Raw genomic sequence first — 14,964 nt, forward strand, 5'->3', positions numbered from 1 at the left:
CTCCCTCATCCAGGCGTCGAAGCGTCGGGCCCGCGGATACCGCACCAGTGCCAACCTCATCGCCATGACCTACCTCATCGCGGGGAAGCTGGACATGGCCTCAACCCACATGAAATAGCGAGGAGCCCGTTTTCCGACCTGAACAACGACGGGTTCGGCGGCCACTACATCGGCGATTCCACCGGCAACGTATGGAACAGCTTGTGCCTGCTGGCCGTGTGGCCCGACACCAGGACCGGGAACGCCAAGGACGAGCTCGGGTTCGTCTCGAACGACGCGGTCAACTGCCTGGAAGTGTAGAAGCGGAGGGCCTGTATCGGGGGCTGACAGAGGGGCGCCCGGCGACGCCGGGCGAATTCACCGCTGAGGAGTTCGCCCAGGTCGTGCCACCCTCCCCTCTGTGGGCGCTGGTGGTTTCGAACCACCGACCTCCGCCTTGTAAGGGCGGGGCGAAACCGCTGGTCAGGGGCCTGAGCAGGGCGAATCGACACTTCAGGAGTTCCGTTGAGTACCGTGAGGTGACTTCGAGTCGTTATGCAAACGTTATGCCGAGGACGGCTTCCCCGTCGAGCGACTCACAGCCTCTTGGTAGGCATCCACCATATCCTCAGCCATCGAAAGGCCGGTCTCGATGATCTCGGGTCCGATCAAGACGGAGAGGTCCCGGCGTGGCATGCGATGCCACCGATGGAGCGGGTTCTCGCACCGCTCCAGCGAGTAGCGGTCCAGAGTGGTCCACTCCCGATGCGCCGCCGCGCTAGTCGGTGCGTACACGAACCTGTACTCGATCTCCATATCGACCTCCGCGGCCATCTTCCGAGCATCGAGGCCGCTGAAGGTCCCGCTGAGGTCGATCTCCTGGTACTCCTCAAACGTGTCCTGGTTCACCTCGGCCTGCAGGTAGTCCGCGTATGCCTGTAGTTCCTCTGATGGCTCATCCTGGGCGTCCAAGTACTCCTGGAGGTGCAGCTTCAGGAGCTTCAGCCGACCCACGCCATAGTCCTTGAAGCGCCTGAACATTGAGGGGTCATCCCTCTTCACGAGCCAGCGCAACACGATCAGCGACTCCACGATCGAGCGGAGGATCGGGACGCCATGCTCAGCCGACCAGAGAAGTGGGGTGCGGCTGGCCCCCGCGACCGCGCGGATCGAGGCGGCCGTGATCCCAGTAAGGACCTCGAAGCGATCCGGACTGTAGAGATCTGGGTCCGCGGTTTGGGCTACCTCGAGGAACCGTCGATGGATGGCCTGGGCTTGGCCCTGAAGGGCTTCGTGAGCTCGCTCCACCTCATTAGTGTCGGAAGAGGCCACCGAGGGATCTCGAAACGAACATGCGAACTTACGCCAGTTGGAGCGCCAGAACTCCTGACCCCAGTCCACGCCCTCCTTCGCCTGATCCTGTGCGGCCGCGCCGACGAGTGCCCCGAAGGCGGCCCGTGCCATGGACTCCGCCAGCTTCTTCTCCTCTTCGTCCAGGCCGTGGGGGTACCGAGGGAAGAGTTCGACCATGACGGAATCATGCGGAAGCCGAAGCTTCCCAGCCTTCGCCCAGCGAGAGAGCGCGATGAACTTCGCCCGTGTCGAGACGTCCGACTGCCCATGGTGGGCATCGGTGATCACGCGTGCAAGAAATCTCTGGGCGACCTCCCAATCGATCACCAAGCCTCGTCCCTTCCACGGTTCGGTGAGCCACGACCCGGGTGCGCCCGGGTACATGCCGAGCGCATGTGCGAAGTCCTCGGGCACAGCAAGCTCGTAACCTTGCGCCCGCTGAAGCTTGGCGATAGCGGCGACCCGTGCCTGTTCGGGAACTGCTTCCAGGCTCGTGAGCCGACCATCCATCACGACGGCCCCTTCGGCTTTGGCTTCCTTCAGCGCCTCGTCGATCATATTCAAGGCCGCTGACGCTGCTCGCATCCCGTCGTCAAGGTCGATCGAGATGAGCGCGCACAGCCAAAGCATGTCGGGGAAGACGTCGGTCAACCATTTCGTGAAGGCCACGTTCGTCAATGTCATTAGCGGCGGGACGAGCTTCTTCCCCTGCCTCGCGTGGGCCGACAAAGGGGAGCTACGCGGAGAGGCCCCCTGTCCAGCCTTGTTTGGACGCTTTCGCTTCTTCGTCACAGTCGTGGTCCATGTTAGTAGGGGGCAGGACACCCTATGGGAGGACTTGGGACCTAACCTAGAGTTGTGTGCTCAGAGGGGGTGTTGGTCCGAATCGAGGGAGTCTCCACCAGGTTGCCGACCAGAGACACGACCCCATCGGATTCACCCGGCGCTGGCTCACGCGCTCCATGCCCTGACAGCGAGTGCGGCCAACGCCTCATTCCGTCTCTCGATCGTCTGCGGCGTCCAGTCCCTACGCGTCACGGCCTCGGTCGTGAGGGGTGTCTGATCTCCCCAACTCCGGATAAGGGCTCTCTTTTCGGGCCACGTACTCGCACCAAGCTGATTGTTGGCTCCCGACGGCCCATCGATCAGGAGAAGGTTTCCAAGATTGTAGGTGTACGCCGTTCGTGCGTCGCTCGTGAACTGCGTCCACTGGCCGAGTTTAGGCGACTGCGGAAGAACATGTTCGAGTGTCAGCGTCTCCCGGGGACGCAACCCGGACTTATCTGAGATTCTCCAATACTCGAGTGCGTAGAGAACAGCTCGCGCCCGATTGTGAGAGAACTTGCTGTCGAACTGGAAGGCCTTGAAGTTCTGCTTGAACAGAGCGTTGTCCAGGACCAACATGTCGCGCTGGATGAACCAGGCCCGGAGTTCGTCAACCGTTTGGATATTGCCTTCCCGAATCTCCTTGGCTGCCGTGATGTACGTCCGCTCGGCGTCGCCGCCTCCTGTCTGACCGTGGACGAGGCCACGGACGGACCATGCAGCGATCTTGCGCACCGCCTCGCCTCGTCTCTGGCGTCGCACGGCCAACGCCCGCCGACTAGCAAAATCTCGGAGAACAGCGAGGAGGAGATACCGCAACTGCTTCAAGCCCAGGCCGTTGAGAAGTTCCGCTGCCTGCTGCGTCCCAGAGCCCAGTTGCGCCCAGAAGCTTGATACGGCTTCTGGGTCGGCAAGGGCTCGATAGAGATCGGCGCTAGCAAGCAGCTCGTCGAGGGTGGCCAAAGCGTCGGCACTCTCAATCTCCCGTCGGTAGTCCGTAAAGAACTCCGCCTTCGTCGTCTTTCCAAAGCGTGATCCGTAATAGTGAAGAAGGAAGCTCTCTAGATCGTCCTCATACTTCCCACTGGAATCCTTGAGTGTCTCCGTAATCTGATTCCACTTCAGGACAGCAAGTGAAACATCTGTGGCTCGAGCGATCAGGTGGCTCTTGACAAGATCACCATTCGTGAGACGTACACCACGGGTATTCAGCGTCTCGAATATGTTGTGCGCGTCCTTGGGTGGGACCCGAAGTAGGACCGTGTATGCCTGCCCGCGAAGGAACTCCCCCCACTGCTTGAGGCGCCCCAGCTTCGCGTCAGGCGTCGTCCGTTGGCTCAGATCACCCTCGAGATGAAAGCGAAGCCGCCCTCGGGCCGCCTCCAGGCGCTTCGCGGACTCGGGCAAGTCGCTTCGGATGCCTGCCCGGTTCAAGAGGACGTCTTGGTCCTGGGCGCTCACAACAAGAGGAGCAGACGGTGATTGCCGCAGGGCTGGGGCGATCTGGGCCAATGCGTCTGTAGCTACCTGCGCGTTGTGAGGGCCGCTGCTCCTGGCTGCCTCGATCAACTTCTGCATCTCCGCAGCTAGCAGCAGCGTCGTCGCGAGACGTTGCTGCCCGTCTTGGATCTCATCAGAATCGTCGAGCACCACAAGCCCCAGGAAGTAGTCCTCTGAACCCGTAGGGGCATCTAAGGCACGCTTGAGGTCGTTCCAGAAATCGTCGACCTGAGGGCGGCCCCAGGCGAACGATCGCTGGAAAGCCGGCGTCCGCAGGTTGTTGTTGAAATCCAGGAACTCCAGAATCCCCTTGGTCTGCGGAGGAACGGTTGGCATCCATGAATCGTATGTCACCGCCGCCGTCGAGTGCGACGACGGACTAGCGAGAGGCGAACCGTTTCCAGAGCCAGCGTAGTTATGCCTTTGTGGGCTGAGAGCCGGGAGCTGTGACGGATTCTCTCAGCCCAAGGTCTAGGTCTAGGCCACTCCCCCAGCAGTGCAGCCTCAGCCGACACCTGCTTGTGACCATCGAACCCCGCCCTTCCATCCTCTGTCTCTCCACGTAAACTCTGCGACGTGCCTGGCAGGGACCAGCTAGCTTGGGAACAGGCCACTTCCTGGGATGGGGCCTTGCCGAGCCCAGGAAGCATGTGGCGCTTATTCCATAGGCCAGAACTCCCTGAGCGTTTTCGTCTGTCAGTGGATCAGCACGTCGCGACCTCTAGGCTCCTCCGAGCTGGACTCATGCAGCATCTAAGCGTTGACTCGGGGCTCACTCCTGAGCAGGTAGCAGGCGAGCTGGCAGTACTGACCGGACGACGGCACACTCCGACAGCTGTGCTGGCCCTGAGGGGTGTTCGACTCCAACCGTCTCGTTGGAAGATCCGATTCGCAAACCTCGTCTCAGGACGGTTCACGGAACTTGTCTTCCAGAGAGCCTTTGGCCACGTCCTGATCGAGCTTGGGCTCACCTTCCAGGAGGAGACCGTTCTTCGCAACTTTGTGGACTATAGGGTTAGCGAGCCAGCCGAGCCTTTCGAGATCGCACTAAACCTGAAGAACGCAGGTGTCCAATATCGCGACTCCCAGAGATGGGTGGGTCTCAGCCCCGAGGACACGCTGCCGATCGCCACATACAAGATCTTTGGATCCGAGACCGCCCAGGTCCCGCCGCTCATCTACGTCTATTTGGTCGATTGGACCCTACTCGATCGTCTCCGGACTGGATACTGGCAGATTCTGTCCGGCCCGGAGCGAGAGACCTTCGCCCTGTTAACCTCCGCGAAGGAGATGCCGCGCGACATCGAGGACTCCTTTATCGAGGGAACCGTCGGGGATCGACTAGACAAGCTTATGGCCCACGTGGGCTATGGGGAGAAGGATCTGTCTCTCTTGCCGTTCCGGGCGATCTCAGCTGGTAGGTGTAGACAGCTGTTCTACGATCGCCACGAACGAAGCCCGTACGTCTATCGCCAACGGATGAACACGGATCCTAATGTCCACATCAGCGTCAAGGAGGAGACCATGGCCTTCTCCGACTTCGTCGAGCTCTACCTCTCGACCCGTGATGGCCGTCGAAACCTTCTCGCCGAACTCAGGAGAACGACTCAGGTCAACATCCCCTCGCCCGGCGTCTAGATGGCTTGGCCCCTCAGCGCCTGAAGAGTCCGCTTGTCGGGAAGGGTAGATCAGTTTGCCGCAGCCGACTGGGCAAGCTCAAGTTGCTCGGAACGGCTGGTCGGCGCTTGCCCCTCTAGCTGCTTCCTGATCGCAGTCGCGATGGTCCTGGCGAGCGGAGGGGGGACCGCGTTCCCGATCTGGACCTGAACCTCCCGCCGGCTTCCAGCGAAGTCGAAGTCGTCGGGGAAGCCGTGCAGGCGACGGAGCTCGGGCACCCTGAGCCGCCGGTTGTCCCAGTGGAACGGGCCGACGTACGGGCCCGGCTGAGCTTGGATGGTGCTCGCCGGCCTCTCAGGGTCCAGCTTCAACAGGAACGTCCAATATCGGGAGCGCCACTCGAACAGTGGGCGCGGATGGCCTTCGTGGGCAGTGAAGTGGAGGTAGTTCCGGCCCGGAGGAATCTCGGGCAGCAAATGCCCAAACTTGCCGTTCACATCTTCGCCCGGCTCCCGCTCGCACACCAGGCCCGACAGCGCGTCGCCGGCGGTCACATGGGGCAGCAGTTCGCTCGCGAACGCTGGCCGGCGCCGCCGTTCGTGGTCCCCCCAGTGGGTCGGTGAGGGGAGGTCGAGCACACGCCTGTCGCGTGCGCCCACGAGGAACAGCCGCTGGCGGTTCTGAGGTACGCCGTAGTCGGCTGCGTTCAGGACCCCGTAGGTCAGCGAGTAGCCCAGCTGTCGGATACCAGCGCGGAGTCCATCGAAGAACGGCGCCGACTGGTTCCGGTAGGCGAGCCCGAACACATTCTCCATGAGGTATGCCTTGGGGCGAAGTACATCTAGGAACCGGAGGTAGTCCCAGAGCAGACCCGCTCGAGGGTCACGACCTTGCCGCTTGTACTCCAGATGGAACCCAGACTTCGAGAACGCGACGCAAGGGGGCCCACCGATCAGGAGGTCGACGTCGCCGGGCAGAAGCCCGAGCTTGTCTAGCATGTCAGCGGGATCGAAACGGGTGATGTCGTGCGGCTCGACGGCATCCAGGGCCCTGAAGTACTTTGGCCGGCTCCGATTGAGGGTCTGGACTGCGACCGGCTCGCTCTCCACTGCGTAGATGACGTCAAACCCAGCCTGGTCGACCCCGAGGTCGAGCCCGCCAGCTCCCGAGAACAGGCTGACGGCCGTCCGACGGCCTCCAGTGCGTCCCCTTCCTGGCTTCACTGACCCTTCCTTCGGCTCTGCACCAGCCTGACCAGCCGCTTCGCCACCGAGGCCATGTCCTCATGCTCCCAGACGCGTACGACAGTCCAGCCCGCCAGCCCGAGCGCCTCGTTCGCCTCAGCATCTCTGGCACGGTTCCGCTCGATCTTCGGTCCCCAGTACCCCGGGTTAGTCCGAGGGAGCTTGAAATGCTCAGGGCACCCGTGCCAGAAGCAGCCGTCTACGAACACCGCCAACCGCGGCCCAGCGAACACCAAGTCCGCCGTCCCCACGCCCGGTGCAGGGCGCCTCGCAACTCGGTACCGAAGCCCCGCCCGATGGACTTGTCGCCGAAGGGCCAGCTCGGGCAGAGTGTCTCGCTTCCTGTTCCCCCGCATCACCCGATGCACCGCGGGAGACGAGGCCCATGACCCTGCTGGGGGCGCCTCTGTTCGACCCGGGAATGACATCCCTGTCATTCTGGCCGATCTGGCTGTCGCGGGCAACCTCCGAGTGTTTACCAACGGCTGACTGACCCTGGAATCGGCATCCTGGCCTGGGATAACGAAGCGAGCGGTTCCCCCCGGAGGAAGCGGTCCCCTGCCGCAGGGGAGCTTCAGGAAGTCTCTTGGTTTCCATGTTCCTAAGTGAGACCCAGCGGGGGGCGCTGGCCCGTCAGGTGCTCACGTCGTCAAAGACCACCAGCCTCGTAGAACATCCTGGCGACCCGCCGGGGGCTTCGGCCGATCTGGAGGGCAAGGCGGACCAGCTGGTGCTAGATCGATGAAGGGATCGCGGGGATCCCCCAACGCAGGAAGTAGGCAAAGAACGGATCCGAGATATGAAGAGTCTCAAGCTCCGTGTCGTAATCCACAACGGGCTCGCCCTCGATCCTCTCCTTCGCGATCTTGCTCATCTCCTGAAGGACCCGAGTGACTTCCTGCTGGGACGGCGGATCGTCTTTCAGCACATGGCGAAGCGCTCCTCGCAGCTCGACGTAGGTGAGCTGCGTAAGCGGCCCGGTGTGGGCAATCGCAGCGAGGACCGCCCCGTAGATATCCGTAACGCGCGCGTCGGCAAGAGTCCGCGGCTTTCGGTCCCGACGTTGACGTGGCCCTTGAGCCAGGAGGTCGAACGCGGACTTCGATGCTGCCGACGCCTGACCTCGAAAGAAGGCATCCCAGTCCGGCGCTGCGAGGGTGATCGGCGCGCCGGCCGCCTCGCGGACGCCGTTCGTCTTCACAAGCTGCAAGCAGAAGTCCTGCATGAGGAACGGGCTCTGGAAGCTCTCGTCCGCGAGCCGGCTGCTTAGCGTCTCGCCTGGGTCAAGGAGATTCAAGGCAGCGAACCCTGCGCGCGTGATGCCCAGGAGTTCACCCTCCGACCAGAAGTCGATCGGGAGCTGCACGACGCGGCCCGTCATCTCCTTCTCCACTCGAACAGCGTCGTACGCCCTATGAGGCACCGCTGCCAGGACGACCCCCAACCCCTGAAACACGAGGTCCTTCAGACCTCGAACGACGCCGACCTGCACGTCCTGCGGCATGTAGTGGAAGTCGTCGATCACGACCACCGGCAAGAGCCGCTCCAGCGCTTCCTTCACAGCAGCCTGAGTCGGCCGCGTGCGTACTCGAGTCCTCGTCTCGCCGGTCGTACTCGACTGCCCTCGCTGATGCTCCACGCCTCCCCCGATGCCAAACGGCTTGACGTGGCCTCCTCCACTCGTCCCCGTGGACGTGGCCTCCTCGTCCCGCCTCGCGATCTGCTCCTCCAGCAGGACCTCCAGCTTGTCTCCGACTGTTGCCCAGAAGTCGGCAACCGTGCCGATCTCACCGCCGGCCAGCCAGACGCCCTCCTTGATCACCGAGCGGAGAAGCACGGTCTTGCCCGACTTGGTGGGGCCCGAGACAGAAAGGATCTTGTGTCGCTCGTCTAGATAATCCCGCAACCGATCCTCGAGGCGCAGGTCCGCTCGTGGGTTGTACGTCACCGTGGGTAGCCCTCCGGCTACGAACACCTGCGAAGCCGAGACTTTGATCACGACGACGAGTGTACGACCGGCCCCAGAGTGCCTGGCAGCAAAACCGACCCGGCTGATCGGGATCCGGAAGATTCCATCGCGGCGTGGTCGCCTGATCGCTGGCCACGGTGGAACACGCTTGCGCCCGCAGTCCGCCACGGGCCATGCTCGACGAGCCGGCTGGGCGGGAAAGTCACCAGGCGCGCGTTATGCCTGCGTTGTACCAAGGCGCGTTGAGTCCCCTGACCTGCATCAATACCCAGAGAGCCGCCCCCTCCAGGCGGCGCCTCAGCGAGTGCCTCGTCCCGCGGTCACCAGCTGTCAGGGAGATCATGGAGTGCCTACTCGTAGCGAACCTCCGTTCCAAACCCCGACCACCTGGCTCTTGGTTCAGACCCACAAACGTCACGCGACCGCTCCCCTAAGGGAGGCCGAATGCGTGAAGCTGCCCATCGTCGGAGCCGGCGTACACGACTCCATTGGCAACCGCCGGGGAAGAGAGATCGAAGTGGGCAGAGGAGATCCACAAGGGCTGACACGTCTTGGGAATGCCCAAGCACCCGGTCGTTCCTGACGCGCTGAAGGCGTACAGGCTTCCATCGTACGAGGCCACGTACACGACCCCATTCGCAACCGCTGGGGAAGACTGAACCGCGTTCCCGGTAGCCCCCGTCCACAGGGGCTGGCAGATCTTCGGCGTCCCCGAGCAGCCCGTCGTGCCGGAGGCGCTGAAGGCATACAACTTCCCGTCATCCGAGCCGACGTAGACGACTCCGTTTGCGAGTGCAGGAGAGGAGACGATGCCTCCACCCGTCGCACCGGTCCACAGGGGCTGGCAGACCTTGGGGGTCCCCGAGCAGCCCGTCGTGCCCGAGGCGCTGAAGGCGTACAGCTTGCTGTCGACTGACCCCACGTAGACCACTCCGTTGGCAACCGTCGGCGAGGAACCGACAAAGCTGCCGGTGGGGCCAATCCAGAGAGGCTGGCAAGTCTTCGGCGTCCCCGAGCATCCAGCCGAGGACGTGCTGAACGCGTACAGGTTGTGGTCGTTCGACCCGATGTAGACGACGCCATTCGCAACGGCGGGGGAGGAGCCGATCTGGTTCCCCGTCGGCCCGATCCATAGCGGCTGGCAGACCTTGGGAGTCCCCGAGCACCCAGTGCTCCCCGAGGCGCTAAAGGCTTCTAGGTTGTCATCGATCGACCCTACGTAGACCACCCCATTCGCCACCACCGGCGAGGAGTCGATGGCGTAGCCGTTGTCTGCGGTCCAGAGCGGCTGACACACCTTCGGTGTGCCCGAGCACCCTTTGGTTCCCGAGGCGCTGAAGGCGTAGAAACCGGTGGCTCCGATGTAGACCACACCGTTCGCCACGGCAGGCGAGGAGTTGCCGATGTAAGTCGTGGGGGCCGTCCACAAGGGCTGGCAAGTCTTGGGCGTGCCCGAGCACCCCGTGGTCCCCGAGGCGCTGAAGGCGTAGAGGTTAGCGTCTGGTGACCCCATGCTCGTGGGTGACCCTATATAAACGATACCCTTGACGATCGCCGGGGCTGAGTAGGTTTCTATCCCGGTCGCGGCGGTCCACGCAGGGGCAAGACCCGAGACGTTGGACGGGCCGATGAGGTTCTCGTACTTGTTGAAGCCTCCGTTCCCCGCGCCGAAATGGAACTTGGGCCAGTCGGTCCGAACCAGGAAGTTACGGGTGGCTGACAGCCCACTACTCTGCCCCGCAGCGGTCACGGTGTGATCGCCAGGGGCAGCGGACTTCGGGACAGTGAATGAGGTGGAGAACGCGCCTGACGAGTCGGTGGTGGCGTTCGCCACCTGAGTGGCGTCGAACGAAACGACGACCGACTCGCTGGAACCGAAACCTGTCCCCGCGATCGTGGCTCTAGTCGTTGGGGGCCCAGAGGTCGGTGACAGAGTGATGGAGGCGGCCGCCGCCTGGGCTGGCCAAGTGAGAGTGGCCAAAGCGATAAGACCGCTTGCAACCACAAGGCCCTGAAGGCGGGCGGGCCGGAATGCGGACACAGCATCTAGTTTCGGCCGCAGTCAGGCGAGAGTCAAACGGCCGAGCTCACCAGAAATGTCCTCGAAGGGCCTTCGTTGACTCACGTCAGGATGTCCTCCAACGAGGCACCCCCTCGGCAGCCCCGCCACTGGGTGCTTGGCTCGGGATCCGACGCCGGCCGGGCTCACCCCGAGCATGCACCTCCGGATCACGGTGTCCGTGCTTGATCGGGTCGGGAAGGGCCGGCCCCACGGAAGTTGATCAACCACTCACCCGTGCGCGGAGCGACTCGTCTCGCGCACGCGGCCCCTCCGGTAGACCCTCCTGTCCTGAAGCTGGTCTTGACCCCAGTCTTCCACCGCGATCGGAGGCGCGGGTAGCGCACGCCCGCGTGAGCAATCGGCTCGCGCGCGCGACGGCGCTCTTCGACCTGCTCCACCCTCTCAGTGCTCCTACACTCGGCTCATGCCCGAGATGGACCTTCGCCGCGCGGTGCTCCTTGGGCGGGAGGTGCCTCGCCATCAGGCTGCTGAGGACAGGGCTTCGAGCGATCCAGCAAGCGAAGCTTGAGGCGGACCCCTCGTTCCACCTCCCCATGCTGCTGCTCGCGAGCGGCCTCGAACGGCTCATGAAGGTCGTGCTCTGCCTTGCCGTGCTTCAAGACCAGGGCCGGTTCCCGAATCCGTCGGACATCCCCGCGACGCACGACCTCGTCCGGCTACTCGACGTGGTCATCGCGACTTGTTTCGACGACGCGTACCTGGAGCGCCCGGCCGCACAGGAGGACCTGGCCTACATACGGGACGACGAGAGGCTCCGTCAGGTGGTGCGGGCGCTCGCGGAGTTCGGCGACCAGGCCCGCTACTACAACCTGGACGTGGTCACGGGCAGGAGTCTTCCCTTCCGACCGCCTGACGAGGCGTGGGGCGACATCGAGCACGCGGTGCTGGAGGAGAATCCCTTCTGGGTGGTGGAGTTCACCACCGACTCAGGCCTTGAGGCACACTCCGACCGGATGGCCCGCACCCTCGTGGTGGCCATCGAGCGACTGATCCGCGCCCTGGTTCGGCTGTTCACGCTGTCTCGGATCGCGCCCGAAGCGAGGCTCCACACGGGGCGGATCGCGTCCTTCCTTCGGCTGACGGATGAGCACCTCGGAAGCACGCTCTACTAGGCTCCCGGGCAGTGGGGCGAAGCCTTGTCCGTCCGACCTTCACCCCCGGCCCCGACGCCGCTCGGCCGCGCGGACTGAACGACAATCGCGGCTCCGTACCTAGACGAGGATCAGGCTCCTCGCCGTGGCTCATACACCTCGAGCTCCTCCCACGCCGGGTAGCCTCGGTAATCGGGCTCTCCCCGCTCAAGGGCCGCCAGCTTCCGGCTCTCGATCTCCGCGTGGTAGTGCTCCTCACACACGATGACGCCGGCGTCGCCTCCGATTGGCAACCGCCGAGTCTCCTCGGTCGTCTCGTGCCCGTAGTCACAGGAGTTGACTTCGTACATCCGTGCTCCTCCGCCGGCTGCGCCGCGGCTCGTTCTCGATTCGCCCCCACAACAAGATAGCCGCGCCCGTTACCCAGCCGGATCTCCCGGGCACGAGTAGGCGGCCTCGTCGTAGTCCGCCTCGCAGACCTCGCACGTCGGCCCGCTGATCTCCACGTCGATCGTGCCCCACCGCCCCAAGCTGACCGTGCCTTCCTCGTGGATCGCCCGTGCTTGCTCCTGCGTCAGCCTGTAGCCGAGCAGCAAGAGCCAGCGGTGGCGCCTCCGAACCCGGATCTCTGGCCGTCCAGCCCCTGCCAAGCCGAGTCGTTCCTCAGGCCTCGCCATCTCCCCCCCGTCCCTCCAGATGTTTGGGGCGCGGATGGTACCCGCAGGCGATGACAGCTCCGTCCGAGGCCAAGAAGGGGCAGCGGAAGGCTCTGAACGGCCTCCCCCTGTGTCTCCCCCTCGGACCAGGGAGAACGGCGGCCCAAAGGCGCCCACAGCGCGAAATCCGGGCGGTCCCGCCGGGTCGCCCTGCCCCGGAGCCGGCCTGGCAGACCGACCGCTGCCTAGACGAGAGGCACTCCGTCGGTCGGCGGCAGCTTCCACCCCTCCCTCCAAGCCCGTGGCTCCCCCGATGGTCCGCCTTCCGCCTTCCGTGCTCTCCGGGCCTCCGCCCTCGCCGCCCGGAGACCCCGGGCTTGTGCTCCATGCCGGTCGAGCCAGAACCGGCGAGTCGCCGTGACGAGCCGGCCTCCGTTGAGTGCCAGATGGAGGTGCAGGCAGGCCGCGGGATCGTCCACTTCGAGGTCTAGCGGCGCCAGCGGGAGCTTGAGGACGTACCTGGCCATCCTCTCCGGATACCTGAGGCGCTGGAGGTCGGCCCACCCCAGGCGCGCCGCTGTGGCAGCCTCCCTGAACCGGTCCGGCTCTAGAGCATCCGCACGGGCCAGGACGTGGACGTTGGGCACCAGGCCCTCGCTCAGCTCAAGGATCCAGACGTGCTCCCAGGACCGTCCCCCTCGGCGCATCTCAAGAGCCACGCGCCGCATCCCTCCGGCGGTGGCCCTGTACGCCCGCCGGATGGCATGCGTGTCGGTGACCGGTCCGTGCGTTCCCAAGGACGCCACGCCACTCAGCGTGGGTCGGGCCAGGACCATGGCGTAGGCCGTCGAGAGTGCCCGCCTCGGGCCGCAGTACGAGCACGCCAACGTCCCGCACGCCGGCCTGACCGTCTCCCCGGTGTGTAGGTCCACGAAGGGTGGACCCGGTCTCGGACATGAGGTTGGTGTCGCCATCCGCGTCCCCTGCCGTCTGGAGGCGCGGATTCAAATCGATGTCTCTGACAAATCGGAAGGGGCCCGAATGCGGCTCGGGGAGCCCGTGGGCTCCCCGAGGAACTCCGTCTCGCCGAGCGCGCCCTAGAGCCAGGCGGCGCCCGCTGCCGGAGCGATCAGCACGAACGTGGTCTCGGGAGGGATGGTCTTCAGCATGGTGCGGATCACTTCCCGGGCCACGGGACTCCGTACGAGGTCGACCCGGTCGAACACCACGAGCTGCCAGGCGAACCCGGCAGGCTCCGCCATCAGCTGCCGCCGGAGGTCTCGCATGTTCGTCGCCGTGGCCAGGTTCGGGGGCACCTCGATCACCGCCACGGACTCGCCAGCCGCGATCTCCGAGCACGTCCGGCACTTCCCGCAGGGCTCGCCGTTCTTGGACTTCTGGCAGTTCATGCTCTGTCCCATGAACCGGGCCGCAGGCAACCCCACTCCGTCAGACCCAAGAAGCTTCATCGTGGGTGGGAGGACCTTGCGAGCCAGGCCATCCTGGATGGCGTCAGCGCCTGGCAGCACCTCGCTCAGCTCCGACAGGCTCCCGATGTTCGGGTTTGGACCTTCTTCCAAAGTCACTTCCTTGCTCCTTTCTTGAGAATTGCCAGCCCGGCCTGCCAGCCGTGAAGCTACGGGAACCCAAGCGTCTCTAGGACCAGTGGAGGCATCTTCTCGATGAACGGGTACTTGCTGGCCCAGCGCAGCACGTCTTGGACGAGCGGTTCCGTCGCCTTGCGGGCGGCGTCGAGGGTGCCGAGGGACTCGCCTTTGTCGTCCCGCCAGAACTCGGGGACCTGGTGGGCGAGGATGCCCGGGTTCAGCCGCTCGTCGAACTCCGTGATGATCTCGGCCGCCGTGTAGGAAAGGACGTAGGGAGCCAGCGCGATCTTCAAGGCGTAGAACGCCGCCCCCCGCGGTGACTCCTGCACCTGCTGAATGGTCGCGATCCCCTTCAGGCCGGCCTCCGCGCAGGCCTCCCGGAAGCGCTTCGCCCTAAGCCTCGCTCTCCGGCTGAGGAGGTGGACGTGTGGTTGGTTGTGCTGGTTCAGCTCGATGCGGGCGACGAGGAGGCAGGGTGCCGCGTATTGGGCCGACAGGATCTCGTCGATGTCCTGGAGGCCGGCACGGAGGAACTCCGAGACCCCCTTCAGGTCGGACCAATCCTCCACTGGATCCGGGAGAGCGATCAGCGGGAGGCGCTCCGGGCCGGCCATCGCCACCGCTGCCGCGGTCTGAACCGACTTCTGCAGACGGCACGTGACGCAGAAGGAATCCGGACAGGTCGTCAGGTCTGGGTTGGCGAGCAACCATTCCAGGTCTGAGAGGTAGTTGCACGGCGGCCACGAGGGCGGCAGGAGCGGCAGGTCCGCAGCGGGCTTCACCAGCCGCGCTCTCGATGGGCCGCCAGGGCATCGAGGACCTCATCCCACCTGAACCGGAGGAGCCGGCCGACCCTGAAGACGGGCAGAATGCCCTGGTCACACAGGGCGTAGATGGAGCGAAGCGGTACATGGAGGAGCACGGCCATCTGCGACGCGGTGAGCAACGGTTCCCTGGGATGACTTGCGCGTGGGGCCGTCGCTGGGGGGTGCATGAACCGAGCCTAGGGCCACAGGCAAAGCTCGGACAATACTTTGCCT

13 protein-coding genes are annotated in these 14,964 nt (G+C 64.4%); 2 read left to right on the plus strand and 11 right to left on the minus strand.

Annotated features, from left to right (window positions below):
• Positions 1 to 543: 543 nt before the first annotated feature.
• Positions 544 to 2,001 carry a DUF5677 domain-containing protein gene (locus M3Q23_13095; GenBank protein ID MDP9342995.1) on the minus strand — a complete coding sequence of 486 codons (1,458 nt, stop codon included), beginning with the start codon at positions 1,999 to 2,001 and terminating at the stop codon, positions 544 to 546.
• A 282-nt stretch (positions 2,002 to 2,283) separates the two neighbouring features.
• Positions 2,284 to 3,993, minus strand: coding sequence for a DUF262 domain-containing HNH endonuclease family protein (locus tag M3Q23_13100; GenBank protein MDP9342996.1), 1,710 nt, complete (start codon positions 3,991 to 3,993; stop codon positions 2,284 to 2,286).
• A 363-nt stretch (positions 3,994 to 4,356) separates the two neighbouring features.
• Between M3Q23_13100 and M3Q23_13105 the strand changes: the two genes are divergently transcribed.
• Positions 4,357 to 5,295, plus strand: a complete 939-nt coding sequence (locus tag M3Q23_13105; GenBank protein ID MDP9342997.1) for a hypothetical protein — start codon at positions 4,357 to 4,359, stop codon at positions 5,293 to 5,295.
• Positions 5,296 to 5,345: 50 nt separating this feature from the next.
• Here M3Q23_13105 and M3Q23_13110 read toward each other — a convergent pair whose 3' ends face one another.
• From M3Q23_13110 to M3Q23_13125, 4 genes are all read right to left on the minus strand, one after another.
• Positions 5,346 to 6,497: a DNA cytosine methyltransferase gene (locus M3Q23_13110; GenBank protein ID MDP9342998.1), complete on the minus strand. Its 1,152-nt coding sequence runs from the start codon at positions 6,495 to 6,497 to the stop codon at positions 5,346 to 5,348.
• Positions 6,494 to 6,874, minus strand: coding sequence for a very short patch repair endonuclease (locus tag M3Q23_13115; GenBank protein ID MDP9342999.1), 381 nt, complete (start codon positions 6,872 to 6,874; stop codon positions 6,494 to 6,496). Before M3Q23_13115 ends, M3Q23_13110 begins: the two co-directional genes overlap by 4 nt.
• A 377-nt stretch (positions 6,875 to 7,251) precedes the next feature.
• Entirely contained in the window at positions 7,252 to 8,517 is a 1,266-nt protein-coding gene (locus M3Q23_13120; GenBank protein ID MDP9343000.1) for a GspE family protein, read from the minus strand.
• A gap of 400 nt (positions 8,518 to 8,917) precedes the next feature.
• Complete coding sequence (locus M3Q23_13125; protein MDP9343001.1) at positions 8,918 to 10,321, minus strand: PQQ-binding-like beta-propeller repeat protein; 1,404 nt, start codon at positions 10,319 to 10,321, stop codon at positions 8,918 to 8,920.
• Between the two features lie 782 nt (positions 10,322 to 11,103).
• On the opposite strand from M3Q23_13125, the gene M3Q23_13130 reads away from it, so the two are divergent.
• Positions 11,104 to 11,682, plus strand: coding sequence for a hypothetical protein (locus M3Q23_13130; GenBank protein MDP9343002.1), 579 nt, complete (start codon positions 11,104 to 11,106; stop codon positions 11,680 to 11,682).
• A 110-nt stretch (positions 11,683 to 11,792) separates the two neighbouring features.
• On the opposite strand, the gene M3Q23_13135 is transcribed toward M3Q23_13130, so the two are convergent.
• The 5 genes from M3Q23_13135 to M3Q23_13155 form a co-directional block, all read right to left on the minus strand.
• Entirely contained in the window at positions 11,793 to 12,011 is a 219-nt protein-coding gene (locus tag M3Q23_13135; protein ID MDP9343003.1) for a hypothetical protein, read from the minus strand.
• Between the two features lie 69 nt (positions 12,012 to 12,080).
• Positions 12,081 to 12,257: a hypothetical protein gene (locus M3Q23_13140; protein MDP9343004.1), complete on the minus strand. Its 177-nt coding sequence runs from the start codon at positions 12,255 to 12,257 to the stop codon at positions 12,081 to 12,083.
• A gap of 305 nt (positions 12,258 to 12,562) precedes the next feature.
• Positions 12,563 to 13,123 carry a hypothetical protein gene (locus M3Q23_13145; protein MDP9343005.1) on the minus strand — a complete coding sequence of 187 codons (561 nt, stop codon included), beginning with the start codon at positions 13,121 to 13,123 and terminating at the stop codon, positions 12,563 to 12,565.
• Between the two features lie 291 nt (positions 13,124 to 13,414).
• The gene (locus M3Q23_13150) at positions 13,415 to 13,738 is read right to left on the minus strand and encodes a hypothetical protein (GenBank protein MDP9343006.1); all 324 of its coding nucleotides are present in this window, start codon (positions 13,736 to 13,738) and stop codon (positions 13,415 to 13,417) included.
• Positions 13,739 to 13,953: 215 nt separating this feature from the next.
• Positions 13,954 to 14,706 (minus strand): hypothetical protein, encoded by a 753-nt coding sequence (locus tag M3Q23_13155; protein ID MDP9343007.1) that lies wholly within the window; start codon positions 14,704 to 14,706, stop codon positions 13,954 to 13,956.
• Positions 14,707 to 14,964 lie beyond the last annotated feature (258 nt).

The sequence above is a fragment of the Actinomycetota bacterium genome (assembly GCA_030774015.1).
Classification (GTDB): domain Bacteria; phylum Actinomycetota; class UBA4738; order UBA4738; family JACQTL01; genus JALYLZ01.

Bases quoted from the DNA above. Each gene is read 5' to 3' on its own strand.
- M3Q23_13100 (MDP9342996.1), bottom strand. From the start codon at position 3,993: ATGCCAACCGTTCCTCCGCAGACCAAGGGGATTCTGGAGTTCCTGGAT.
- M3Q23_13115 (MDP9342999.1), bottom strand. From the start codon at position 6,874: ATGCGGGGGAACAGGAAGCGAGACACTCTGCCCGAGCTGGCCCTTCGG.
- M3Q23_13130 (MDP9343002.1), top strand. From the start codon at position 11,104: ATGCTGCTGCTCGCGAGCGGCCTCGAACGGCTCATGAAGGTCGTGCTC.
- M3Q23_13135 (MDP9343003.1), bottom strand. From the start codon at position 12,011: ATGTACGAAGTCAACTCCTGTGACTACGGGCACGAGACGACCGAGGAG.
- M3Q23_13150 (MDP9343006.1), bottom strand. From the start codon at position 13,738: ATGGGACAGAGCATGAACTGCCAGAAGTCCAAGAACGGCGAGCCCTGC.